Below are 25402 nucleotides of genomic sequence, written 5' to 3' on the forward strand. Positions count from 1 at the left end.
GTTTGAAGATTAAAGAATAGGTAATGCTGAATTCCGACAATCAAATAAGTGGTTTACAGGACACTGAAGCCGAAGTCTCAAAGTCCATGGAAAAGCGTTTCATGAAAATCAACCCTAGGTGAGAATCCTGAAATTCTAATTGGAATTCAAGCCTCTGGATCGACAGTCCCGATGAGCGAAGCAATTCAGGAAGTGGTAAATTATTGAAATCCTTGTTTTGAACATGGGGCAAAAAACAAACCAAAAATCAGGGCTTCTACTTGAATACCACGCTGAACTGTTCAAGATCAAAGTTCCTAGTTTGAAGATTCCTCCTCGATTAGGTTAAAACGCTGGAATTGGATATACTTTTAGTTTTTGATATTGGTCAAGTTTCACTTGGATGGCAAGGTTAAGCGATTACTTTTGTAATGCTTACTACCCTATATTCTTCCCCTTTTTCTAGCGATTAGAATCAGATCTTTTCGAGTACTATGAGTAAACCAACTATCACTGAACTCCAACGCCTGTTGGCATTGAGCAGTTTGGGCGTAGACTATTTTGAACCCAACAGAGGTTTGGACAATTTAGTCATTCTGGCTGCCAAAATCTCCGGTTCCGAAGTCTCCATGATTAATCTTCTGGATGCCCACACCCAATGGACTATCGCTTCCCAAGGAATAGAGGGAGGTCAGATGCCATTGGAAGAATCGGTCTGCCAATTTACCATTCAACAGGAAGTAGACCAATATTTTGAAGTAGAGGACCTTAGCCAGGATGATCGGTTTAAGGATCGAAACTATGTCACCGAAAATTTGAAGCTACGCTATTATCTGGGAGTACCCCTGACCACTCGGGAAGGATATGCCATCGGCTCCCTCTGTGTCCTTGATCCAAAAACCATCAAACTTACCGAATCCCAAAAGGACCTATTGAGCCACGTAGCAAAGCAAATTGTGGATCGTTTGAAAATCAATCAGTTTATTATTGAACTCAACGAAAAGCTGATTCACAAACAAAAAACCACCAATAAAATTGCGCATGATGTCCGAGGACCGATCAGTGGTATCGTAGGATTGGCGGAAATAATTGCAGAAGATGAGCAGAACCCTGCAGAAACCAGGGAAATAATGGGGCTGATGATCAATGGCGGTAATGGAGTGATGGATATGGTCAGCAGTCTACTGAGAGAGGAGTTTAATCAAAAAGGGGAACTGGAAAAGTCGATGGTGGAATTTACCCTGGGACAACTCCAGGAAAGACTTATCCAGCTGTATATTCCTCAAGCTGTCATCAAAGAAATCAGTCTTCAGATCAAGTTGAACTCCTCCCCGGATTTTTCAGTTTCCAAAAATCTCGTTTTACAGATTCTGGGAAATCTGATTTCCAATGCGATCAAATTTACCCCAAGAAAAGGCTTGATTCAGGTGGAAATCTCTGTCGAGGAGCGTGAGGAGAAATGGATTTTTATTGGAAAAGTAAAAGACAATGGTGTTGGCATGACTCAGGAAAAAATTGCTGAGATTTTAAGTTTCAATAATTCTAGTGAGGAAGGCTCGGAAGGAGAAGAAGGCTTTGGCTTGGGGCTGAGGTTGGTTCAAAATCTTGTCCATCAACTAGACGGACAATTTCACATTCAATCTGTTCCCGGAAAGGGAAGTGACTTTAAGGTAGAGTTTCAAGTCAATTAAGGGAGAATTTTTTCCCGTTTGGTATTTTGAGTAGACCTGAAGCTCAGGGAAAAAGAGAAATATAGAAATAGAAATTGACCTTGGGAGAATGATGAAAATGTTGCTCCACAAGGATGCCAAAGACCAAAATTAATCGATCTCAGAAGGAGATAATTTTTTTTGAAAGCAAGAGGAAATGATCGCAAAGCGATTACAAGCTGCAGATGGCCAAAAAGATCAGTAAGCCTATACGTCGCAAATAGGTTCCTGGACAGGTTGTACTCGAAATTTCAATAAACCCGGCTAAGGAGGCGCGATGAAACCGGGGAATGAAAAATGAAGTCAAATCAACATTTTCATTGAGACCGGATACCTTAAGGCTTAATGCTACGAATACTCACAATCCGGTTGCCTGACTCCAATTCACCGTTTTTGTAGGTTTCTGATTTGACTATCCCGATTTCCGGTGCAAACCAGGTAATGGAAGTCAATTTGTTCTCTGCCTGCATTTTTGCAATCATCTCTTTCATCTTCGCATCCATGCCGGGAAGTTCCATATCGATCTGGAGATCGTTGGTGATTTTAAATGAATCCCAAGTGCCCGCCTCCGTGGTGACAGACTCCTGCGCGGTGACTTTCCGATTGGAAAGGGTAATCGTCATCGAACTGGGCCGGCCTCCCTGTTCTGAACGAACAGTAGAGACGATATCCGGCAGACTCTCCCCTACTTTCAGTTGAAGCGGAAGAACAAATTCGGATGACTGAAAGGTCGAATCCTGAGCTTTTGCCTGAGTTCGATACATTGATGCGATGTCAAAGTAAAGCTTACTGCCATCACATCGGTAGCTGAACTTTACCTGCGTTTCCGGTCCATTGGGAAGTGATCGAACGGTCCCCTGCACCTCCGCAATGGAAAAACCATTTTCCTGGCGAACATTCAGGACCTGTATGGTCTGAGCCGAGGTTTCCTTTCCAGTTTTAGAGAAATCTTTGGAAACTATCTCGGTGCCGGGCTGGAAAAATGGGATATCTCCGCAGGGTATCGCTCCGGACGTAGGTGATTCAAGTGCAGGTGTATCCAAAACCTGTTCGGAGGAGACAGCGGTCGACACTCCTTCGGGTCGTCCACAGGCAAGAAGGGCAAAAGCCCACAAAATCATGATTTTACAGTTCATTGCTTCATTTCGTTTAGTTGCAGCGGGATCTTTGTAAGGAAGACAGCTGCTGGAGTTTCTTGTACGGAAGCTGGGGATCGTTGCTATTGGCAGCGTCCATTTGGGCAAACTGCTCCTTCATGTTTATCTGTCCCTGCTTTTCCTGCTCGAGACATTCGATTTTGGCTCGGATTCGCTGAACCGTCGAAGGACTGTTGGCATTTCCCTGAAAAGTAAGCATGCGCTCCTGCTCACATATTCGGAGTTCTATATCGTAGATGCTTTCTTGAATCATGTCATCAAAGTTGAACATGGTCTGGGAAAAACCCTGGTAGGTGGCTGCAGACTGCTGATTTGGTTGACCTAGCCGGGACTGAGCGGAACTCTGCCCTGCTCTCAACTGGCCATCTTTACGCTCCGCCACTTCCCGCTTAAATTGTAAATTCCGTTCCTTGATCCCGGCGCAATAGTCTTCGGAGTTGATCTTCTGGGCTTGCCGCTCTATCTTTTGCTTTTCCCGCTCATTACTTTCCAGCGCTCGTTCGAAGATCTCCGTTTCCATCGGTTTGAAAGGACGGCTATCGAAACAGTTTTGCACGTCCCGGATGTCCACGATTTGCGCATCGTAGGGAGAGCCCTCCACTTCCAAGATCAGAAAAAGGCCTCCCTCGGCTTGCTGATAACCAATTCCAAAATTGCCCAGATACTTTTTAGGAGCAAAGTTGACTTTGTCCGGCAACTCTTTTCCAAACAGATACCAAAGCTCGGTGCGGTCGGTGACTTTGTAGGCGAAAGCTTTCACTTTGCCCCCAAGAAACTCTTTGGTCATTTCGGTCCTGCGAAGCTCTATGGGTTCCGGACTGTGTGTATAGGAAATTTGCGTGGTCTCTATCCCTGAATTGGTGACACCATGATATAGAGTTCCGTTGTTTCGATAGTTGAAATAATGATAGGAATTTCCCGCCAAGCCCATGACGGTAAGGTCAAAATCTTCATCCTCCGGCTTAATCGTACAATCAGGCGACTCACCCGGTTTGGGAGGTATGAATGACATAAATCCGCCTTCCGTATCGATAAAAAGACAGCCCTGAGATTCACCAGAGGGTGTAGTTACTTTGAATGTGATCGTCTTGTCATAGCAGAGCAGCTGGACATTTGGCAAAATAATCCTTGGTTCGCTCATTCCCTCCAGCACCGGGGCTTCCAAAATAGAAAGCAAAAAGGGTCTGTGGGGATGGTCTGTAAATACCAGACTATCTCTTCGCTCCCGATCTTGGGCCGTAAGTTCTCCCAGACCAAAACCAACTAACAGAAAGGCTAAAACCAGTTTTTTCATCTTTTCAATAGTAAATGATCAGTACCCCAGATGCTCCAGAACTACTATTGATTTCCGTGGCGTTGGGATCATATTGCTCATAGCCTGCACCTCCACCGCCTCCTGGAAAATTTCCGGGCTGTGCAGCTTTAGACAATTCCGGAAAGCCGGTAACCTTGAAAATCCCATTGCCACCCGATCCTCCTCTTGGCGCATCCCCGCCTTTTCCTCCGATGATTTGATAGGTATATACATTGGAGGCAATTTCACGCAAAGGTGTTGCCTTGACCGGGTGACCCGCTTCTCCACGAATGCTGAAAGTATTTCTCTCAAAAACTCCAGAGGTCCGTTCCAAAAAACCACCTTTAGAAGCCTCCGGGGTCAAATCTCTCATCTCCACGGCGGGATGCTTGCCACTGGTCATCGTCAGGGAACCCAAATCCGATTGGATGACCAAGGGATACAGATTTCTCCCACTCGCGGGAATGCGAATCCGAAATACGGTACCCGGGACCACCTGAATTACCGAAAGGAAATACCCTCCTGCTCCTCCCCCTGTACCCGTGCCATAGCCGTCTGCTCCAGCACTCCAACCCTCCATCCGAACAGACGTCACACCTGCTGGCACAGTCCAGGAATGCTCTGTAAACTGCTGACTGGCAGTGGGTGAAATCATTCCCGCATATCCAAAAACAACCATGTGGGATTGAACTGCAGCCTGAGATGGGGAGCTCATAGCACCCAGATCCTGTGGAATTACCTGTGCTTGACCGGAGGTATTGAGTCCCTGATTGGAAAAAAGGGGACCGCTTGGTGGAGCAGTCGCTGACACAGGAGTCGAAGTCTCGAATCTTAACCGGATCTCTGGATCCGTGATCAGGCCACTGTACATCAGTTTGTACTGCGCAGTATCTGCATTGCTGGGCACTTTCACAATCAGGTTATTCCCTTCCCGGCGTATCATTCCCGACTGAATCATGGCATCAAGTGCTTTTTCTTTATCCGACTTTTGCGCTTGCGCATCCCAGATCAAAAGCACCATAAAAAACAGAATCAGGGCACTTTTCATCTCTCAGTTTTTTGTGAATTGCACTCTTCTGTTTTTGGCTTTGCCCTCGGCAGAGGTATTCGGAGCCACAGGCATCGTCTCCCCTTTTCCATCAATAGTCAACCTTCCTGCCTCTATGCCTTTTTTGGTGATCAAATAGGTCTTGACCGAATTAGCCCGGTTGATCGACAGGGCCAGGTTACTGGAATCGTCTCCATCGCTATCAGTGTGGCCTGTAATTTTAAGATTCATTCCCGGATTACTCAGCAATGCCTGACCAACTTGATCCAGGATGGGAAAGGAGGAAGGCTCAATGATATCACTATTTACTGCAAAAAGGATTTCGGAGGTAGAGGCAGTTCCTTCTTCCATCAGTTGCTTGATCAACAGACTTCTGGCATCAGTTTCGGCGGAGGCTATGCGGACATTTCCAAGATACATGGGTGTCTCGGAGGCAGGAATGACGTAGTTGTTGTTGAAAAAGAAATTGTTGAGTAGATCAGGACTTAGGGCACGGGGTAGATCGATCAGTTTTTGCCCGTCAAAATAAATTCTGACCCTCGTTTTATTAATGGCAATGTCCACATGAAGTACCTCGTTGACATAGCGGGTCAGTGGAAAATCACTCTTATTGCCCAACACATCTGCTTTGAGTCCATACTCCAGCGTTTTTGTATCATTTCCAGCAAAACCATGAATATTCACAAAAAATTTATTCCCGTAGTTGACATCTTCCCTGAGAATATCCCGGACGTTGGTCAGACCAAACTGCACAAATGGCGTGGATCCGTCCTCCAATAACAGCAAATCAAACTGGACAGTGGCATTTTCCGGAAGAGCCTGATCCATCACGGGGTTGACGATACTGTTGTGGATTACCTCCAGCCAGCGCTGACCATCTATGGCTACCACCTGCCCACTGCCATTGGTATTCCATTTGGCAGGAAAATCCCCCAAGGCATCTTGGCTAAAATCATCACTGAACAACACTTCCACTCCCGGCACAAAATCAGAAGCCTGAGCGGGTGACTTGGATGAAGTGGATTTGGCACTGCCAGAATCGCTCACTTCCTCTTCTTCATTCGGTTCCTCTTTCGACTTCTTTGTCTTCTTTTTAAAAAGGCTGTTGATTCCCTCTTCCACTTTATTGAGGCCCTCGTCTATGCCCTGATCAATTTTTTGATCCGTCCGCTGAATGACCTTTTGTTCAGTCTTCTCTTTGGTTTTCTCTGGTATACTTTGGCATAGGGCCCATTCCCCCAGAAGAATAAACGGAAGTAAAAGCAGCTGTCTCATGATTCTGATTTTTCGATAAAAATAGAACCTAAGCCAATGCCTCTCAACTACATAATCATGTGGAAATCACCACCACATCCCAAAATATCCGCTCAATTATTCAACGAGACGATTTTTGAGGGCTTTGGATACTGCTTCGGTGGCGGAGTGAACGTGCAGCTTTTCGTAAATCTTTTTGATATGAAACCGGACGGTATCGATGCTGATAAAAATCTCTGAAGCGATCATCTTGTAGCTAAATCCATGGACCAAAAGCTCCAGAATTTTCGTTTCTTTTTCCGTGAGGTTACTTTTTTCCTGCTCCTGGCTCTTGGCCTGAGGTAGCATTTTGAGTACTTTTTTTGCCACTGAGCCAGTCATTGGCGCTCCTCCCTGTAATACTGTGCGGATCGCACCTGCAATCTCCTCACTGAGATGTCTTTTGAGGATGTATCCGGAGGCACCAGCATAGATGGCATTGAAGATGTTTTCGTTGTCCTCAAATACCGTCAACATGATCACGGGCAAGTCTTCCTCTATTTTTCGGATACGTGCTACGGCCTGAACCCCATTGACCAAAGGCATGTCAATATCCATCAGGATGACATCCGGTTGGTATTGGACGATATCGGTTTCGACGGATTGCGCATTGGGAAGGGAAGCAACCAGCTCCATTTCAGGTTCAGATTCCACCAAAAAACGAATGCTGCTCCGGAGCATTTCGTTGTCATCATATACCAGCACTTTTGCTTTCATACACTAAAAATAGGCAACCGCTAAGGCAAATAGAACTACATAATCATGCGGGGGGCAGCAGAATCTGCACCTCAGTCCCAGATCCAATCACACTGGATATCGTACAAGTGCCACCCATTGCTTTGGCTCTACTGTAAAGATTTTTGAGTCCGCTGGAAGATCGGCTTGCAGATAAGTCAAACCCTATCCCATCATCCTTGGTCGAAAAAAGCAGGTCCTGCCCTTTAGCAAGCAGCTGAATCGACACTTTTTTGGCTTCGGCATGCTTGGCGATATTGTTGATTACCTCCTTGAACATCATTAGGAAGTCTCGACGCTGATTCATTGTCAGTTTTTTTTGAACCACCTGCTCCTCGACTAGGAGTTGGATCTGAATATCTTTAGGTTCCAGCGTTTTGACCAAATATTCCCTCATCCTAACCACCAGATCTCCTATTTTGTCATTTTCAGGGTTGACGGCCCAGACTATATCGCTCATCCCTTGTTGGGCTTCCACGGATTGTGCTGTGATTTGATGAAGGTAGGGCCGAATGGGCTCTTGCGTTCCGGCCATTTTCTTGGCAGACACCTCTGAAAGAATCTTGATACTCGTCAGGATAGAGCCAATTTCATCATGAAGATCTTTGGCAATGTCTCCCCGGATGGCAAGTAAGGCCTCCTGTTCCTTTAATTTTCGTTGAAGTTTGTACCGGTTGAAGAGGAAATACCCGATCAAAACCAAGATGCCAAAGGCCAGAAAACTGAGGTTTCGGAAAAGTCGGGATTCCTGTAGCTGCCTTTCCTGGATCTCACTTTCCTTTGCAGCAAGTGCCAACTCCTGTTCTTTCGTAGTGGCTAAGAGACCTTGCTTTAGCAATTCTTCATTTTGTTGTTGGATCCTCAACTGATTGAGTTCCTGATTTTGGGTCAACAGGGTAATCGCCTGCTCTTTTCGCCCTACTTCCAACAAGTTTTGAGACAACAGGGCTTTTTGTTTTTCAATTTCCAGTTCCTTGAGTTGGTCTTGATTCAGCAGCCTTAGAATTTCATTGTCTTTCTTTTCGGTTTCAAACTTTTTTTCCAGTTCGGCAATATTGCTCAATGTGTTTTCCTGGATGATGCTATCCCGGTAGAGCGTATGCAAGTTGATGTAATCATAGGCTTGTCGATACCTACCCTGGCTCCTAAAATAGAAGGCCAATTGCTGATAGAGATCCCTGAAATTGGCCTTGTTGAGGTTTCGCTGGTTATAGGCCAAGGATTGGTTGAAATAATTCATGACCGTAAGGGAGTCTTTTTCCAAAGCCACCGCATGCATCGCCATGGAAAGAAACCTTCTGGAAATCATAGCCGGATCCTGTCCTTTTTTTTGAAGGATGACCATGGCTTTCTGCTCATATTCCAGCGCTTTCTCCCGATCTCCCTGATCGCTATAAAGCAAGGCTGAAGTAATGTAGGCTTGAGACATGCGATCTTGGTCTCCTGCCTCTTCTGCCAATTGGGCACAAAGGCTTAGGTATTCTTCCACCTTTCCTTGGTCTATTCCCCGATAAAATTGGCTGATGTTGCAATATCCAAGCGCCATTTTTGCTTTATCTCCAGCCTTTTCCCGATACCCGATGGACTGAAGTGCATAGGCAATCGCTTTGGGCATATCCCGCAGGGAATAGTATGCGATGGAAATATTGTTGAGGGTCACTCCCAACTCGGCAAAGTTTTCAGGGTTGACTTGCTCGAGGATTTCTTTGGAAATGATCAGGTTATTGATCTGCTTTTCTGGTTCTCCATTGAGCCCAAGGGCATACCCATAGTCATTGTAGGCCAAGGCTGCTTCCTCTGAGGGATGGGATTTGAAATACTTTTCTATCGCCTGCTCAAAAACGGGAAGGGATTCTTTGACCTGCCCCCCATACATCAGGGCTTGGGCATGCAGCAATTCCGCCTTTGCCATCAGCTCGGCGTTAGCCATTTCCTGACCAAGAGAATGGGCTTCTTTGGCAAGGGTTTCAACCTGATCCAGTTGATCCTCCTCCAAAAAAATCTCTCCCTTTTTCAATAATGCAGCAGCATGGTGAAAGGTCAATCCTTTTTGTCTGGCAAAAGCAACTGCCTCATCCGCAAAAGAATGTGCCTGGATAAAATCTCCTGAAATCATGAATTGATCCGCTTTTTGGAGAAGGGAACTCAGCCGCAGGGAATCGGATTGGGTCAATGATTGGGAATACGCCTTCCCTGCAAGGCCTAATCCCAGCCCACAAAACCAGCAGAAAAGAAAAACACGACCCATATTTGAAAAATTTTTGAATTCATGTAATATCCCGCGAGACAATCATGGGTTAAGATAAATAAATCTGACTGGAAATAATCCAAGCAAATAATTGGCATCGAAAAATCACTAGATCCCGGTGGGATGGAAGGTTAAAGGTTAAATGTTGAGTGAGGAATTAGGAATGGGGGAAGTTTAAAGGGTAAAGTTTAAAGTGAAGAGTTTAAAGTGGGTTAAGTGTAAAGTGAGAAATGTGGAATGGGGAAGTTTAAAGTGTGGAGTTTAAAGTGTGGAGTTTAAAGTGAGGAATGAGGAATATTGAATGATGGATGTTGAATGTTGAATGTTGAATGTTGAATTATTAATGACCCTGTAGCGAAAGTCCCGATGAGCAAAGCGATTTCGGGAGGGTCAAATCTTGGTAGACCGGGGCTTAAGCCCCGGGTAAAAATGACCAAAGTGTTTCGACCTCGGCGCAGAGATATTGTGAGGAAAAGGATGTTGATGCCGAGGAGGAGCAGGAAGTTGGTAGGATGGTAGTTGACAGGTATTTGAATTTCTCGCAAAGTCGATAAGTCGCAAAAAATAAAAGTTCTTCTGCATGTGAAGGACAATGGAAAAGTCATGATTGGGGACCTGCTTTAGACATGTACGCACTCAATGCGACGGAAAGAGTGCCATAGGCCTGCCTTCTGCAGGTAAACCTGCCTCCGGCAAAGGCAGGTCTTGCCCCAGTCGATCCTCAAAACTGCCAGACCTCATCTTTCGAATTAGACAGTTTTGATAATTGACTTATTCCATTTATTCTTGGCTGAATCGATTTTTTCCCTGGTTCATTGGTTTTTGGTCGGATCTGATCTATGATGCTGACACTTTTGGGTCATCATTTACCAAAAACCAATTCACATGAACAAGGAACTGATCTTTCTCCGGACTTTTGCTGCTTCTGCCGCTGTAGCCTCAAGCCTTTTGTTTTTCTCCTCATTCAAAGGCTCTGGATATCAGCAATTCGAAACAATCGATGTGCAGCGAATCAATGTCGTCGAAGCCGATGGCACTACCAAAATGATCATTACTAACGCCGGGCTTTTCCCCAACGGAAACGAAAAAATCAATGGACGCCCAACCAATGTGGATCGAAAAAAGCGGGCTGGAATGCTTTTCTTCAACGAAGACGGCATCGAAGCTGGTGGATTGATCTATGATGGATCCAAAAGCGAAAATGGTCACAATGCGGGGCTATCACTGACTTTTGATCAGTATGATGGAGATCAGGTCATGCAATTGTTGACTACCGATACACAGCGAGGCGAGGATAGGTTTGTAAGCTCCACTTTGGTATTCAATGACCGTCCTGCAAAGGAATCTCAGCAAAAAACTGCTGAAATCATGAATGAACTTACCACGCTCAGAAAATCTGATCCTGAGGCATTTAAAGCAAAATACGCAGAATATCAAGCGCAGGAATTGATTGGTGGTGCTCCGAGAATCATGCTTGGCAAATCAAGAAGTCAAAACAACGGGCTATTTTTATTCGATGATCAGGGAAGACCGAGGGCTATGTTTTACCTCGATAAAGATAACCAACCCAAACTTGAAGCCTTTGATGAGAATGGAAATATCACCAGTTCTTGGCCAGCTACATCAAATTAACCTCAGGGGGGAGCAATCCCCCTCTTGCCGTTTATTCCTATGAAAAAATTGCTCAGTTTGCTGCAGATCAGTCCGGTTTATTTGGGAGGAATTTTCATTTTTGCCTATTTGGAGTCAATCCGGGGAAGGGTCACTCCAGGACAAACAATCAACTGGTACATCCTGACACCAGAGGCAGCAGTAGGCACACTCATCAAAGCCATCTTAATTACGTTTATTCTTCGGTTTACTTTCAAAAGATTTCATGGATTGCTGGAGTTTCCAATCCAAAAAGGTACTGCCTTGGCTGCTTTTGGGCTAGGATTGACGGCATATCTCCTTCTCAGCAACGGGGCCGCAATGATCATCTCACTTCTATTTGACACCTGGGACCGCAACTTCACCGATCAGATTCTGCTTTCGGTGAATGTTTCCTATCTTCTGGATTTTATCGTGTATGGAGGCTTTTATCTGAGCTACCTCCTTTTTCAGGAATACAAAAATCATCAACATAAGCTGGCTGCCTATGAATTGGCGCTCTCAGACTCCAGATTTTCACAGCTGAAGCAACAGCTCAATCCACATTTCCTCTTCAATAATCTAAATATCCTGGATCAACTGATCGAGGAAAACCCTAAATCTGCCTCCCGATTTCTTCAAAATTTTGCAGCGCTCTATCGGTATCCTTTAGAAAAGTCGAACAGCAAACTGGTTCGAATAGCTGAGGAAATCGAATTTGCCAAGGCCTACTTTTCCCTGATGAGCGAAAAATTCGGAGAGTCCTATCTGATGGATATTGATCCTGAAATCCCTTCTGGAAAGATACCGCCTTTGACCCTTCAACTGCTGATCGAAAATGCCGTCTTGCATAATTTTGGCACCCTAGAACGTCCGGTTGTCCTCAGCATAAAAATGACCGACAAAATTGAAGTCAGTAATAATCGAGTTCCTTTTGCCAAACCGAAACATAAGGGAGGGAAAGGGCTGCAGAATCTTCGCGAACAATACGAGCTTTTAGCTGATGAACCTATTGAAATCATCCAATCCGAAGACCTGTTTACCGTAATTCTCCCACTAATTCCCGACAATCAATGATCCAGGTAATCATCTTAGAAGACGAAATCCCCGCGCAGAAGAAAATCCTGAAAATCATCCAAGATTTAGCGTTGGCCGTGAACGTAGTGGCGACTCTGGACTCCGTTCAGTCTGGCAAAGCTTTTTTTTCTTCTTCAAGAAAAATTGACCTCATTATCTCTGATATTGAGCTCAGGGATGGAAATGCATTTGAGATTTTTGAAGAAATAGCGATTCCATGCCCGATTATATTCACCACGGCGTACAATCAATTTTGGATGCAGGCTTTTGAGACCAATGGGATAGCGTACCTGCTCAAGCCGTTTGGCGTGGAAAAATTCAAGCTGGCCTGGGATAAATTTATTCGGCTGACCCAGCAACCCGAGGATCAAGTTATTCTTTTACAGCAATTGAGGCAACTGGTTTCGGGGTACCAATCTGACCAAGTCAGTGCAAAAACCTTCAAAACCCGACTCAGCGTACCCAACTCCCGAGGCAATTACTTTCTTGAAATTGCTGATATGGTGTATTTCTATGCCGATCAGGGAGTGATCTTTGGGGTAGATCATGCCGGGAAAAAACACCTACTGAAAGAAGAAACCCTAAAAGAGCTTGAGGATCAACTTGACCCAAGCCATTTTTTCAGAATTAACCGTTCCCAGCTTATCCAAAAAAGCTATGTCCTAACTACTGAGCGGTATTCAAAAAGTTCGGTAGCCCTTAAACTAAAAGGAATACAGGAGCACCTGATCTGCAGCCAAAGTCAGACTCCCGTATTTCTCGCATGGATCGAGCAATGAGCAAAATTTCATAGACTTCTTTACCAAATTTCACCTACGCTATTCCATTTTCCAGAATCCCAAGTCCTAAAAAATGCCTAGGATCAGGCAAAGAAGTTAAAGTTGACGTCCAATTTCATTTTCCAAACAAACATAAAAATAGAAAGAGCTGAAATGGGCAATACCCACTCATGCTATAGGAAAAAATTAGACCTCATAGTTTATTGGAGTTTTGTTGGCGAAAGGGAGCGTTCAGTGATCACCCACTGCTCCCCATACACCGATGAATAGGTGATTTTCCAAGTCAGACCTTCCTCCAATAAGCGGTCTATTTCAGCGCGGAGTATAGCAGATTCGTCAAAAGAGTCATTCACTTCAAAAATTGAAAATATCTCCCCTGCGGGCACCAATCTTCCTGGGTAGATATTAGAATGCAGCAAATTGTTCAGTGAGGAGACCTCAGTGCTGTGATCTAAAACAAAAGAGACAATATCCTGGTATGGAGTGGGACTGCCCTTGAAACTTATTTCAATTTTTTCCAGTATGGCTGGTCCAATACCTTGATTGTTCATGACAAACCTGTAGTTGGAGGTTTGAGAGCCCTGATTAAATATAGTGAGGTACGGAAAAACCGATAAAAGCTGCTGTTCTCTGATGATGGAAGTCTGATAGATCAACACCAAAAAAGTCATAAATGAAACCAGGATGGCAGAAATACTCATCACTTTATTGGAATCCAAGACAAACTTTTTCTTCAGGATGTTTTCTTTCTTTTCCGTTGAAGGATCGTTATCGAGCTCGCTCATTTGAAGAAGATTAATCTCAAACAAATAGGATATAGAAAAGGCTGTAGGCTCAAAATACCTTGGCTTCCTAAACTTGTCAAAAAATAATCAAAAGTGAAAAGATATCTTTTGACTAGCTCAATTTTCGGGGGCGCTTATAGAGTGAAGAGTGTAAAGTGAAGAGTTTAAAGTGGGTTGAGTGAAGAGTTTAAAGTGTGGAGTTTAAAGTGAAGAGTTTAAAGTGTGGAGTTTAAAGTGAAGAGTGTAAAGTGGGTTGAGTGAAGAGTTTAAAGTGAAGAGTTTAAAGTGGAGAGTGTAAAGTGGGTTGAGTGAAGAGTTTAAAGTGTGGAGTTTAAAGTGGGTTGAGTGAAGAGTTTAAAGTGGGGAGTGAGGAATATCGAATGTTGAATGTTGAAGCAGTCTCAGTTGGCAGTAGGCAGTAATCAAAGTCTGAAAGCAGAAGTCTGAAAGCTGAAAAAAGTAGGCAGTCTCAGTTGGCAGTTGGCAGTAATCAAAGTCTGAAAGCAGAAGTCTGAAAACTGAAAAAAGAAGGCAGTCTCAATTGGCAGTAGGCAGCAATCAAAGTCTGAAAGCAGAAGTCTGAAAGCTGAAAAAAGTAGGCAGTCTCAGTTGGCAGTAGGCAGCAAACAAAGTCTGAAAGCAGAAAAAAGTAGGCAGTCTCAGTTGGCAGTAGGCAGTAATCAAAGTCTGCTGACCTATCAAAAAGTTATAAAATTCATAACTGAAAACCTTTAAAAAGCTTCGCCGATATACAGGTAAAACCCATTCCCCTCGCGGGTAAGAGCAAAATCAGCCCGTACAAAAATATCCTTCTTGGGAAAAAGAAGAAACCGAAGCCCTCCGCCTATCGCTCCCCTAAAATCCCTTAGCTCAATCCGCTCCGAGGAAGAAAATACCGTTCCCGTAGAGGCAAAAACTGCGGCACCTATGCGCTTGCTAAACCCCAAAGGCAGTGGTAAAAATCGGTATTCAATCTGGGCGGCTAGGTGATTGTTATCCCTAAACCGCCCTTGATAATAGCCCCGCATAAGATTAGGTCCACCCATCTGCGGCAACTGATTGAAAGGTACATTTCCAAAAGAAAACTGACCCAAGGCCTGCATGGCCAAAACCTGATTTTTCCTGACTGTTTTGAAATACCGGGAATCACTGACCAGGTAGGTGAAATTAAAATCGCTGCCCAAAGATCGGGAATAGTTGAGCACGGCAAATTCTGAAAAATACCCATCCCTGACATTCAGCACATTATGCCGGGTATCCACCAAAAGGCCGAAGCCTAAGCCTAAATTGGTCGAGCCTTCTGTACCATATAAGTTCGATTCCTGCTGAAGTAAATCTGGATCGGAAAAAATCACCTCATCAGTTCTATTGAGCTCAAATTCAAGGCCTGCATAGAAATTACGGGTTACCTTCCTAAGCACCCGTTCTTTGAGTAAAAACTGAACCGCTTCAACCTTCTGTTCATCCTGGAGGCTGGCATCCATACCCGTCCCATAAAAAGATACCGGGAAACTTTGAAACTTCACATTGCCCAGAAAAAACCACTTATCCTTATCTGAATAAAGTGCGTGCTCCAAAAAACCTCCGTATTGATTTTCTATAGTATAGAATCCCTGAGCGACTATTTCACTCAGGCGATTCAGCGTATCCCGTTTGGAATAGAAAAGTAGAAGACCACTGGCACCAAATTCCCAATTCGTCTCTGGAGTGTATGCAATAATGGGATACGCAATAAACTGCGGACGTGACACATCTGAGGTATCTTGAATAAAGCTGTTGATATACCTTTTGATCCACGAGGGTCGCTGTGCAAAAGCTGCTTCTTGGCCCAGTACCAAAAAAAACAAAAGCAACAAAATTTTTCGCATAGACTTAGACCTTAAGGACAGAGGCTCATGACACATGTCTTAGGTGGAAAGCAAATTGAGAGGGCAAAAGTTCAGTTTATCAATCACTTAGTTTGATCTAGGTGAAATCACCTCCATGAGGCGAGAAGTTCGTTTTTTAAAAACTTGGCTATCAACAGTATCGGAGAAATCCTTTCCAACGGAATCTCATTCTCCACCTCTACCTGAAGAGCCAATTCCAACTCGAAAATAAGACCATTGATAAACACCGGATCCATCTGAAGATCCTTAAAAAGGTTCTTTTTCTTTTGGTTGCCGATCAGGCTGATCCCATAAAGCTGAAATACTCCAACCGCTTTTCGAAGTTTTGAAAAGTCATTCATTTGTATAATCCATTACGCTGGTAGTTTACTTTAGGCCTGCTGAAATACATCATCTGGAGAATAAATCCTTTAAATTTTGAGTATTACATCATTTTCTAGGTTTTGCCTTTTAAGCAAATTCAAGCTTATTCCATGGTCTAACTGGTTTTGCGAGCATCTGAAAATTTCAAAACTTGAAATTTTTAGCCTAGTCTCAGTCATACCAACTTCTTCATTGAGCTCATTCGAAGTATAGGCTGACATATTCATTCGCCCGTTTTGAATCTGGAATACCTGAGACTTTTTCATCAAGCCCTACATACGACAGATTTAGCATTTCCAGCTTACCTGCCACTAATTCCATGTAGAAATCCAGTGCAAAATCGCCGGGCCCCAGGAGCGAATCGTGATATAGTAAGTGCCCAAAAGAATAAAGCCGATCGCTCCAAGGAAAGCGAGTGCAGTTGCCAGTTTGACTAGTAGGCCGGCTTTATAGTTTTTGCTGCGAATGTAAAGCTCGACGATGATCAGGTTAGGGACATAAAAGAAAAAATCCATCACCTGATCAAAAGGGCCACTAAAATTGGCACCCCTTCCCAGCCCTCCTGTCAGTATGGTCCAAAACCCATAATCCATCCGGTAAATCCAAGAACCAATCGCCAAAGCATAGAGCCGCAATGCCCAATGCCGGTGTTTGGCAAATCGACCTTTGGAGGCATGCAGATACGTGAATACTGCCGCCAATCCCATCAGAAATCCATAAAGAGCAAACCCGATATCCATGGTTAGCCCACCGACTGTGCCTCGTACAAAAATGAATACCAAGCCGCCCAGTGCTGCCAAAAGACTGGAACCGATGTAAATTTTACCCAGTAATCGATGTAAGAAAGGGAAGGTGACCCGGACTTTGTCGATAAGCTGGATGCTCCCCAGTACCAACAGGATTCCTCCAGCAGCAAAATGAATTCCGATTCCGGTGGTAGCTGCCGGGGAATTTTCCTGATACAGATTGGGGAGGGTATTGTTCCACCTAGTCATATCCCCTTCGTATCCTGCGGCAGCATAAAAAGCCAAAATATACAATCCGAAAAGCGCCGCACTGATCCAGACTGTGGTCACCAAGCCTATACTCGACCAGCGAAGCACTGCCGAACCAAATTTAGAGGCACGGGACTCCCCCAGAATTTCAGCACTGATTGGATAATTTGAATTATTCATACGTTTTGCTTAATCTATAATTGAGAAAAAGAAATTGGAGGAACAAAGGTCAGTTGAAGGACTGCCTAAACTCCAGAGGAGACACCTTCGTCTTTGCCTTGAACAGCTTACTGAAAGACTGCGGATGCTCAAAACCCAATTCATAGGCAATTTCACTAACTGTGAGTCGCGAGGTGGAAAGCTTTTCTTTTGCCTTCTCGATTAATTTCTCGTGAATGTGTTGCTGGGCAGTCTGTCCTGTCAGTGATTTGAGCAGACTACTCAAATAACTCGGAGATACGTGCAAGGAATCAGCTAGGAATTGAACTGTGGGCAAGCCCTTGGTCACGAGGTCATCATCGGCAAAATAAGCGGAAAGAACCTGCTCCATTTCCTCAAGTAGTTGATGACTGGCTTTTTTACGGGTGATAAACTGCCGGTTGTAAAATCGCTCTGCATAGCTCAGCAGCGTCTCAAGATGTGCTACAATGATTCCCTGACTGAACCCATCGATATTGGAATCATATTCTTGCCGAATGTTTTCGATAATATCATTGATGATGAGCTCTTCTTTTTCAGAAAGAAAAAGTGCTTCATTGGCTGCATACCCGAAATAGTCGTACTGCTTGATTTTTTTCGCCAAAGCGGTGTTCCACAACAAGTCGGGATGAAAGAAAAGCATCCATCCCCGAAGCTGTGTAGGGACACCTCCGGCCTCCCCGCGCAGGATCTGTCCCGGTGACATAAACGCCATGAGCCCCTCATCAAAATCATACTTTTGCTGACCATAGAGCAGATTATCACAGCCCCGCTTGAGGGATATCGCATAGAATTCAAAAATTACAGCATGGATCTCTGATTGGTTTTTGAATTGGGACACATCCACGATACTGATCAAGGGATGCTTAGGTCTATTTAAGCCAATGATGCGATGGCCTTCAGCAATGGTCTTAATTCGGTAAGGTTCTGATTTTTTCATGGTCAAGATTTAAATGGGTATTTCAGCCAAATCATTATCAAAGGCATGGCAAGAAATGGGATTTCAATTAAAGCCATTTTGTAATTACCTGAATTAAGGGACAGCGCCATGATCAGAACAATGGTCACTGCATGGAGAATATTACTCACTAGGAAGGTCTGTGGAAAAAACAGCATCAATCCAATAAGTATGGAATAAACACCAAAATAAGGCATTATCTCCTTGGTGACACCCAAATCGGCCATCATCTGTGCCTGCTGCGCATTTGCTGGTTGGAATGCATCCCAGCCATGTTTGAAACTGAGGAATGCAGAAATTAGTAAGAGTGCTATACTGATGATTTTCATAAAATGAAATTTTGATCGTTTTGTTGAATGAAAGTTAGGATCGAGCCTGACCAAGCTGTCAGGCTCGATTTTCCAGATAACTCTTTTACCTGAACCAGACAGATAATTAGAAATTAAATGGGCAATTGGGGACAAACAAACTTCTACACTTCTCTTTTATAGGCCTTGGACTGGACATTTCCAGCTTCATCCCAAACCAGGAAAAACATTTCAGGTGTGCGGATGATTAAAATTCAACTTTTACACCAAACGTAGGAAACATGCCCAGCCCTGATTGGGAAACCTGTCCCGTAAGCGGAATAAACTGCTCGAAGTTGACATTGAAGGTATTTTGGATATCGGTGATATCCAGAAACAAGGTCAAATCACTTCGCTTTCTCTGGATCGTATAATCTGCCCGGATGTCGAAGCTTACAAAGTCATTCAACAGTCTGCCATTTCTGGAAGTCAATTCCTGGGAATACCGCAAGAAATTCAGGTCGTTAAACACATTGTCATGGACGATATAGTCGTCAATCGGCCGCCCTGTGGAGTACCTGAACTTTGCCGAAAGCACCCATTTGTCATTGGGCTTATAGCTCCCGAGAAGGCTGAACACATGAGGAATATGAAACGTGTAGTCATATTCTCCCTGGCCATCGTTATCATCCCGGACACTCTGCATGTAGGAGTAGCTGACTTGCCCATAGTACTTTTTGGACAGACGCTTGATCAGGCTGAAATCAGCCCCATAAGCATACCCCGTCCCATCGTTGGTCAGGAGGCTCTCGGTTCTGTTTGGCTGCACGACCAGATCATCAAATTGCTTATGCCATACTTCGGCTACAAACTTCAGGTCCGGTGAAAACTGCATTTTGTAACCCAGAATATTTTGAATGGTCCGCTCATTTTTGATCAGGTTGCCGAAGCTTTGCGCAGCCACATTGTAATAGGCCACATCCTGGTAATAGAGCCCTGTGGCAAAATTGATACTCTGGCGCTCACCCAGCAGGAGGCTTCCGCTCAGCCTTGGAGAGAGAGTATGCTGCTCCGCAAATCCCGTATAGTCATACCGCAATCCTGGATTGAGGGTCAGCCTATTGGTCACATTCCAAGACAAGCTCGCATAGGCAGAGCCATTGAAGGCTGTATTTTCAAAACTGGTATTGAATCGGGCGGGGTCCACTATTCGGTAGTATTGGTTGGGATCCGGCCGAAAGTCGGTAGAACGAAACGTGTATAGGGTATCGGGTCTGGTCAGATTTCGTGCATAATCCAAGTTGATCGCAATGGCATCCACACCTGCGGTCAGGGTGACTTTTTCATAATTTTTAGTGTAGATCGATCTGTAGCCAAACTCCTGCTGGTTGTTTTGGATGGTGCGAAGCTCCTCTTCATGATGCCCAAATGCCGGATCGAGTATCTCTCCATCTTCGGTAAGGGATGGAGTATAGTAGCCAAAAGTATTATCCACGGTGGACGCTCTGAAGTATAGGACGTTTTTCCAATAGCTCGAAGTGCTGGTCAGCGTTCGCAAGTTGAACCCCACTAATGCACTGCTTCCCCGGTGGTTCCATAGCGCCAATCCTGAACTATTGTCGTCATTGATATTGGTGCCGGGATCGATGTCCTCAAGGGTCCTGCTGGGACGCTCCGGATTGTACATGGCTATAAATGACAGCTTATTTTTTGAATTGATTTCTGTGGTCGTTTTTACCAGATAATCCCCTAGCGAAATCGACCCCATATTTTGTATTCCGGTAAGATTGGCCACTCCTGCAAAATTCTGGTAACGGGCCGAAGTAAAGAGACTAGTTTTTTTGGTCAGTGGCCCATCGTAAATCAGCGTCACTCCCAATAATTCCACCTGAGCGCTGAATGTGCTACTTTCTCTATTGCCCTCTTTGATTCCGAGTCCCAAAAAAGAGGAAGATCTCCTGCCAAACGTAGCATCAAAACCACCATTTTGAAACTGCACATTATCCACTACCCGGGGAGCGAAAATGCTGAATCTTCCCCCATTGGGATCATTAAAGCCTGAAGCAATTCCTTCTGCTTCCAAATGCGAAAGATTGAATACCGGCATGTCATCCACCATGTACACATTGTCTTGGGTGCCCTGTCCCCTAGCGGCTATCGCTGAAAACTGCGCACCTGCACTCACTACTCCTGGAAGTACAGCCAATGCTCTCATGATATCTCCCTGTGATCCGGCATTTCTGAATATCTCTTCTCTGGAATAAGAGAAAGCAGATACTGGCATCGTGGGATTGCTTTCTCCCTTAAATGCCATGACTGTTACCTCTCCCAGGTCTCCCACTTCATCCAGCAATTCAAACTCTGCATAGTAGGTTTTACCGCTGGAGATGATCACATCCGTGACTTTTTTGGTCTGAAATCCCACAAAGGAGATCGACAATGCATACGATCCTATAGGAACATTTTCAATGGAGAAATTCCCTCCTTCATCTGTAATCGCTCCTTTTTCTGAGTTTTCAACTTGTACCGTCACTCCAATCATCGGTTGTTTGGTAGCCTGTTCGATGACTTTACCTTTAATATTCCCCTGAGTTTGGGCGAGGGAGAGTACGCTCATCATCGAGAGCATCAGGGTCATGACAAAAATTCTGCATGAACTGCCTGCTTTCATTTTGTTTGGTAAATAGTGATTTGATTCATTCATGGTTTTTGTGGTAGGTACATGTTCTTGAGGATTCAAAATTGGCAGGTCTATCAGGAGTAGTTTTAGCCAATTCCACTCTTGTTGTAGCCATTTTATTGCTGGGTTTAAATCAAGTTCTGGAATGGCCTTACTTTGGGATGTTTCTCCGGAATTACTATTTGAATGGTGTGGGTAGTTAGCTTTAGATTGGTCATTGCTCATAGGATAAAATAATTTCTATCGGTAGATAATTACCGATGACGCTAAAGTAGAGAGCAGTGCAAAGCGGATTTTTGAAACTATACCAAATGAGCTCAGTCCTATAGAAAATGGAGTTTTTCCCGCGAAAAAATTAACTAAGCATTCCAAATAAGCTTCTTTAAGGCTGATTTTGAGCAGCATCGGCTCTTAGGAAATCAAAATTGGCAACTCTTTCAGGGGGACGTTGGATTTGGTTGTGGAAGTGCCTGCGATTTGGTATAGAAAAAAGGGAGGTTGGTATAATATAAGCTCTAGAAGGACGGAACCGCTATACCTTTATGCATTTCAACATAAAAATTACCTCAAATAACTGAGAACTCACTCCATGGAAAACGATTGGATCTATCAATTTTTTGTCTCTACCAGATACAGACTAGCTCGACATATTTCCCTGATCATTCTTATTACCCTGGTGCTTTTCAATAGTCAGCCCCAATTCATCGAGCCGGTTCAGACGATCATCAACTTTGGACTTGTCGTCGTCTTTGTGCTCTTATTTTACCTGAATATGTATTGGTATGTGCCGCGGTATTTCTTCACGGACAATTACTTTGCTTATGCCCTATCGGTGGTATTCACCATCGCCCTGATCGCTTTTATCTACTTTTTCAGTTGGGATTTGCTGGTAGCATATAGGCGGGAAGATGCCTATCGGGAAGCTGCGGGATTGCTTTCGGTATCCTTTGTGGTGCTGGTGCTGACTATGGCCTCTACCGCCATCAAACTTTTCCAACGCTCCCTTCGGGATAGCTTGCGGATCAATGAACTTGAAAAAGTATCGCTTCGGTCAGAAATGGAGCAGTTAAAAAACCAGATTAATCCTCACTTCCTGTTTAATATGCTGAATAATGCCAATGTGCTGACTCAGCGAGACCCCGCAAAAGCCTCTCAAGTTCTGATGAAACTGAGCGATCTACTGAGGTACCAGCTCTATGACAGTTCGAGGGCCAGTGTGCTTCTGACTGCCGATATCCAGTTTTTGGAAGATTTACTGAGTCTTGAGCAAATTCGCCGGGACAACTTCGACTTTCAGATCCACAAAAAAGGCGACCTAAGCGGGGTACAGATTGCTCCCTTACTTCTGGTCACCTTTGTCGAAAATGCCATTAAACACAGCTTAGACCAGGAAAAGAACTCCTTCATTTATATATTTTTTGAGGTAGAAAATAATGTCCTGAAATTTAAATGCATGAATTCTATACCGGAAAAAGATCCCGAGAAGATAGCATCCGGAGGCTTAGGTCTGGCAAATGTCAGGCGGAGATTAGCGCTGATCTATCCACAGCAGCATTTCCTACAGGTAGTCTATACTGCAAGTAGCTATACAGTACTGTTAACCGTCAACTTATGAACTGCATTATCGTCGATGACGAACCCTTGGCACGGGAGGCTATTCAATTATTGATTCCAAAAATCAAAGGTCTGAACCTGATCGGCACCTTTAATGGAGCCAAATCCACTGCCCATTTTTTGGCTGAACAGGAAGTTGATCTGGTTTTTCTCGATATCCAAATGCCGGGAGTTAATGGAGTTGAATTTGCCAGAAGTCTACCTCGCAAAACTTTGGTGATATTCACGACAGCTTACAGTGAGTTTGCCTTGGATAGTTACGAAGTGGATGCGATCGATTACCTGATCAAGCCAGTCCGTTTCGAGCGTTTCGAAAAAGCCGTGGAAAAGGCCAAATCCTATTATCAATTGCTGCAAGGAAATCAACCGAACAAACAGATAGAGACGGTTGTCGCAGAGGATTTTGTATTTGTTAAAGCGGATAGAAAGACGGTCAAAATATACTTCAAAGACCTGCTCTACATCGAAGGTTTGAAAGACTATGTAGTTCTTCACACGACCGGAAAGAAGATCATTACCTGGATGAATATCAAGACTATCCACCAGCAATTGCCCCAAAGTCTATTTGTACGGACAAGTAAATCGTACCTGATCAATGTCCAGCACATTGACTCGTTTGATAACAACTCAGTATTCATTCAGGAAAATGAAATACCAATCGGTGATGTTTACAGGAATTATTTTTTTGAGGAATATGTCGCCAAAAAGCTGATTGGGAGAGGCTAGACACTAGTTCTCTGATCTCAATGATGGGAAGTGCCTTGTTGAATTTAGGAAATCTCCTAGCCAAAAGTGAGGATTGGACCATGAAGTATTACCATCTCCTTTTCTCCTGATCCAATCCTTTTCAATTAAACGATTGCCTGAATTCCAGGGGAGAAAGGCTCGTCTTGGCCTTGAACAGTTTACTGAAGGATTGAGGATATTCAAATCCCAACAGAAAGGCTACTTCTTTGACACTCAAATCTGTGGTAGACAAGAGTTCTTTCGCTTTGTCAATGAGCACGCTTTGGATATACTTTTGAGCGGATAGGCCCGTGCATTTACGAAGTAAATCACTCAGGTAAGGCGCAGAAACATGGAGTTCGTCTGCCAGATACTGAACTGTCGGCAAGCCCAGTGTATCTGATTTATGCAGTAAATACTGATCAAGCAAATGCTCTACCTTAGCCATCAGATCATGATTGACAGCACTGCGGGTATGAAATTGCCTAGCATAGAATCGGTTGGAATAGCTGAGCAGCAAGCTCAATTGAGACACGATCACATCCTGGCTATACGAATCAATATTTTGCTTCAACTCCTGCTGCATCTGGTGTAGGTGAGACAGGATTACTTCCTTTTCTTTCTCCGAGAGGTGTAAAGCTTCAGCTAGGGAATATCCAAAAAAACCATACTGGCTGATCTGCCTGCCCAACTCGTAATGCCGAATCAATTCGGGCTTAAATACAAGCATGTATCCATCCGCCCGATCTTCAGTCACCTCTGTCACAGAAAACACCTGTCCAGGCTTGGTGAAACTCATCATTCCCTCATCGAAATCAAAGTCCTGCTGCCCATATTTCATTTTACCGGAGGTCCCAAGTTTACAGGCCACGCAATAGAAATCATGGCAGAAATTCTTCCAGACCTCCCCTTTTCCAAAATCCAACAAGCTGAAATCAATCACACTGATCAGCGGATGATCCGGCTTGGGCAGGTCAAATAAGCGATGGAGCTCCGAAATGGACTTGATTCGATAAGGTGCGGCTTTTTTCATCACGATGCTTCGGATATATCGGTAGCTAAGGAAAATGACTTCCAGTTTTCCAATTCCAGTTTTTCTTGCGCTCTGAGGTGCAGAATGGCGGCAAAACTGTCAGAGCCCAGGGGTAAATGCAGCGGAGCATGGGCTAGATTCACCAGATCAATCAGCAGAGTAGCGAGCTTTTTTGGATCACCCAATTGCTTTCCATCTATACTTTTAAAGAGTTCGATCTGGTCTTTTAACTTGTACACGTCAATTTGATTCTTTGCCACGCTCAGACTGCTTTCACTCATAAAACTCGTTCGGAAAGTTCCCGGTGCTAGAATGGTCACTTTGATTCCAAACGCTGATACTTCCTGTGCAAGTGCTTCGGACAGTCCAATTACGGCAAATTTGGAGGCACTATAGCTGCCGTTACCCGGATAACTTAAATAGCCCATGACCGAGGATATGTTAAGGATATGTCCAGACTTTTGTCGGCGCAGATGAGGGAGCACGTGTCTGATCACATTGACCATTCCAAAGAAATTCACATCCATAGTTTCTCTGAACTCAGCATCACTCAACTCCTCCACATTGCCGAGCAGATTATACCCTGCATTGTTTACCACGACATCAATTCGGCCAAACTTCTTGATGCTGTCTGATATGGCTCTTGCCACGTCCTCGTCACTGGTGATATCCAAAGGCAATGCAAGAAGATTTACCGAATGCTGTCCTACATTTTGAAGTAAAAGTTCTGTACTTCGGGAGGTGGCGATCACCTTATCCCCATTTTCCAAAACTGCCTTGGTCAATTCTAGCCCCATACCTTTGGAAGCCCCTGTGATAAACCAAATTTTTTGTGTTTTCATGATTTGACTATTTATTTTCTACAAATCACGGAGATCCCAGAGACAAAAAAGTGTTCAAATCGGGATAAGGCGTGTTCAGATTTT

General features: G+C 44.2%; 21 protein-coding genes. 6 read left to right on the forward strand and 15 right to left on the reverse strand.

Annotated elements, in window-relative coordinates:
• Window positions 1–473 precede the first annotated feature (473 nt).
• Window positions 474–1670, forward strand: a complete 1197-nt coding sequence (locus DK188_RS07405) for a GAF domain-containing sensor histidine kinase (RefSeq protein ID WP_111670160.1) — start codon at window positions 474–476, stop codon at window positions 1668–1670.
• Between the two features lie 353 nt (window positions 1671–2023).
• On the opposite strand, the gene DK188_RS07415 is transcribed toward DK188_RS07405, so the two are convergent.
• From DK188_RS07415 to DK188_RS07440, 6 genes are all read right to left on the reverse strand, one after another.
• Window positions 2024–2824 (reverse strand): TapB family protein, encoded by an 801-nt coding sequence (locus tag DK188_RS07415; protein WP_111670162.1) that lies wholly within the window; start codon window positions 2822–2824, stop codon window positions 2024–2026.
• Window positions 2825–2837: 13 nt separating this feature from the next.
• A complete protein-coding gene (locus tag DK188_RS07420) occupies window positions 2838–4139 on the reverse strand; it encodes a hypothetical protein (RefSeq protein ID WP_111670163.1) in 1302 nt (433 codons plus the stop codon).
• Window positions 4140–4143: 4 nt separating this feature from the next.
• Window positions 4144–5187, reverse strand: a complete 1044-nt coding sequence (locus tag DK188_RS07425) for a hypothetical protein (RefSeq protein ID WP_111670164.1) — start codon at window positions 5185–5187, stop codon at window positions 4144–4146.
• A gap of 3 nt (window positions 5188–5190) precedes the next feature.
• The gene (locus DK188_RS07430) at window positions 5191–6462 is read right to left on the reverse strand and encodes an OmpA family protein (protein ID WP_111670165.1); all 1272 of its coding nucleotides are present in this window, start codon (window positions 6460–6462) and stop codon (window positions 5191–5193) included.
• Between the two features lie 96 nt (window positions 6463–6558).
• The gene (locus DK188_RS07435; RefSeq protein ID WP_111670166.1) at window positions 6559–7197 is read right to left on the reverse strand and encodes a response regulator; all 639 of its coding nucleotides are present in this window, start codon (window positions 7195–7197) and stop codon (window positions 6559–6561) included.
• A 43-nt stretch (window positions 7198–7240) separates the two neighbouring features.
• Window positions 7241–9463, reverse strand: a complete 2223-nt coding sequence (locus DK188_RS07440) for a tetratricopeptide repeat-containing sensor histidine kinase (protein WP_111670167.1) — start codon at window positions 9461–9463, stop codon at window positions 7241–7243.
• An 885-nt stretch (window positions 9464–10348) separates the two neighbouring features.
• Here DK188_RS07440 and DK188_RS07445 point away from each other — a divergent pair.
• Genes DK188_RS07445 through DK188_RS07455 form a run of 3 tightly spaced genes read left to right on the forward strand, consistent with a single transcriptional unit; the run spans window position 10349 to window position 12948 of the window.
• A complete protein-coding gene (locus DK188_RS07445; protein WP_111670168.1) occupies window positions 10349–11095 on the forward strand; it encodes a hypothetical protein in 747 nt (248 codons plus the stop codon).
• Between the two features lie 39 nt (window positions 11096–11134).
• Complete coding sequence (locus DK188_RS07450; RefSeq protein ID WP_111670169.1) at window positions 11135–12169, forward strand: sensor histidine kinase; 1035 nt, start codon at window positions 11135–11137, stop codon at window positions 12167–12169.
• Window positions 12166–12948: a LytR/AlgR family response regulator transcription factor gene (locus DK188_RS07455; RefSeq protein ID WP_111670170.1), complete on the forward strand. Its 783-nt coding sequence runs from the start codon at window positions 12166–12168 to the stop codon at window positions 12946–12948. The genes DK188_RS07450 and DK188_RS07455 overlap by 4 nt, the downstream gene beginning before the upstream one ends.
• 200 nt (window positions 12949–13148) lie before the next feature.
• Here the strand turns inward: DK188_RS07455 and DK188_RS07460 are convergent, their stop codons facing one another.
• The 7 genes from DK188_RS07460 to DK188_RS07495 form a co-directional block, all read right to left on the reverse strand.
• A complete protein-coding gene (locus DK188_RS07460) occupies window positions 13149–13733 on the reverse strand; it encodes a hypothetical protein (RefSeq protein ID WP_111670171.1) in 585 nt (194 codons plus the stop codon).
• 731 nt (window positions 13734–14464) lie between these two features.
• Complete coding sequence (locus DK188_RS07465; protein ID WP_111670172.1) at window positions 14465–15601, reverse strand: BamA/TamA family outer membrane protein; 1137 nt, start codon at window positions 15599–15601, stop codon at window positions 14465–14467.
• A 107-nt stretch (window positions 15602–15708) separates the two neighbouring features.
• Window positions 15709–15963 (reverse strand): acyl carrier protein, encoded by a 255-nt coding sequence (locus DK188_RS07470; protein WP_198672980.1) that lies wholly within the window; start codon window positions 15961–15963, stop codon window positions 15709–15711.
• A gap of 333 nt (window positions 15964–16296) precedes the next feature.
• Complete coding sequence (locus DK188_RS07480) at window positions 16297–17160, reverse strand: DUF2306 domain-containing protein (RefSeq protein ID WP_111670173.1); 864 nt, start codon at window positions 17158–17160, stop codon at window positions 16297–16299.
• A gap of 49 nt (window positions 17161–17209) precedes the next feature.
• On the reverse strand, window positions 17210–18118 hold the full coding sequence (locus DK188_RS07485; RefSeq protein ID WP_111670174.1) for a helix-turn-helix domain-containing protein: 909 nt from the start codon (window positions 18116–18118) through the stop codon (window positions 17210–17212).
• Window positions 18119–18120: 2 nt separating this feature from the next.
• Window positions 18121–18465, reverse strand: a complete 345-nt coding sequence (locus DK188_RS07490) for a hypothetical protein (RefSeq protein WP_111670175.1) — start codon at window positions 18463–18465, stop codon at window positions 18121–18123.
• Between the two features lie 226 nt (window positions 18466–18691).
• The gene (locus tag DK188_RS07495) at window positions 18692–21127 is read right to left on the reverse strand and encodes a TonB-dependent receptor (RefSeq protein ID WP_198672981.1); all 2436 of its coding nucleotides are present in this window, start codon (window positions 21125–21127) and stop codon (window positions 18692–18694) included.
• Between the two features lie 565 nt (window positions 21128–21692).
• Between DK188_RS07495 and DK188_RS07500 the strand changes: the two genes are divergently transcribed.
• A complete protein-coding gene (locus DK188_RS07500; protein ID WP_111670177.1) occupies window positions 21693–22718 on the forward strand; it encodes a sensor histidine kinase in 1026 nt (341 codons plus the stop codon).
• Window positions 22715–23443 carry a LytR/AlgR family response regulator transcription factor gene (locus tag DK188_RS07505; protein ID WP_111670178.1) on the forward strand — a complete coding sequence of 243 codons (729 nt, stop codon included), beginning with the start codon at window positions 22715–22717 and terminating at the stop codon, window positions 23441–23443. Before DK188_RS07500 ends, DK188_RS07505 begins: the two co-directional genes overlap by 4 nt.
• Window positions 23444–23564: 121 nt before the next feature.
• Here the strand turns inward: DK188_RS07505 and DK188_RS07510 are convergent, their stop codons facing one another.
• The gene (locus tag DK188_RS07510) at window positions 23565–24476 is read right to left on the reverse strand and encodes a helix-turn-helix domain-containing protein (protein WP_111670179.1); all 912 of its coding nucleotides are present in this window, start codon (window positions 24474–24476) and stop codon (window positions 23565–23567) included.
• Entirely contained in the window at window positions 24476–25318 is an 843-nt protein-coding gene (locus DK188_RS07515) for an SDR family NAD(P)-dependent oxidoreductase (RefSeq protein ID WP_111670180.1), read from the reverse strand. The genes DK188_RS07510 and DK188_RS07515 overlap by 1 nt, the downstream gene beginning before the upstream one ends.
• Between the last annotated feature and the right edge of the window lie 84 nt (window positions 25319–25402).

The sequence above is a fragment of the Algoriphagus litoralis genome (assembly GCF_003259255.1).
Classification (GTDB): Bacteria; Bacteroidota; Bacteroidia; order Cytophagales; family Cyclobacteriaceae; genus Algoriphagus; species Algoriphagus litoralis.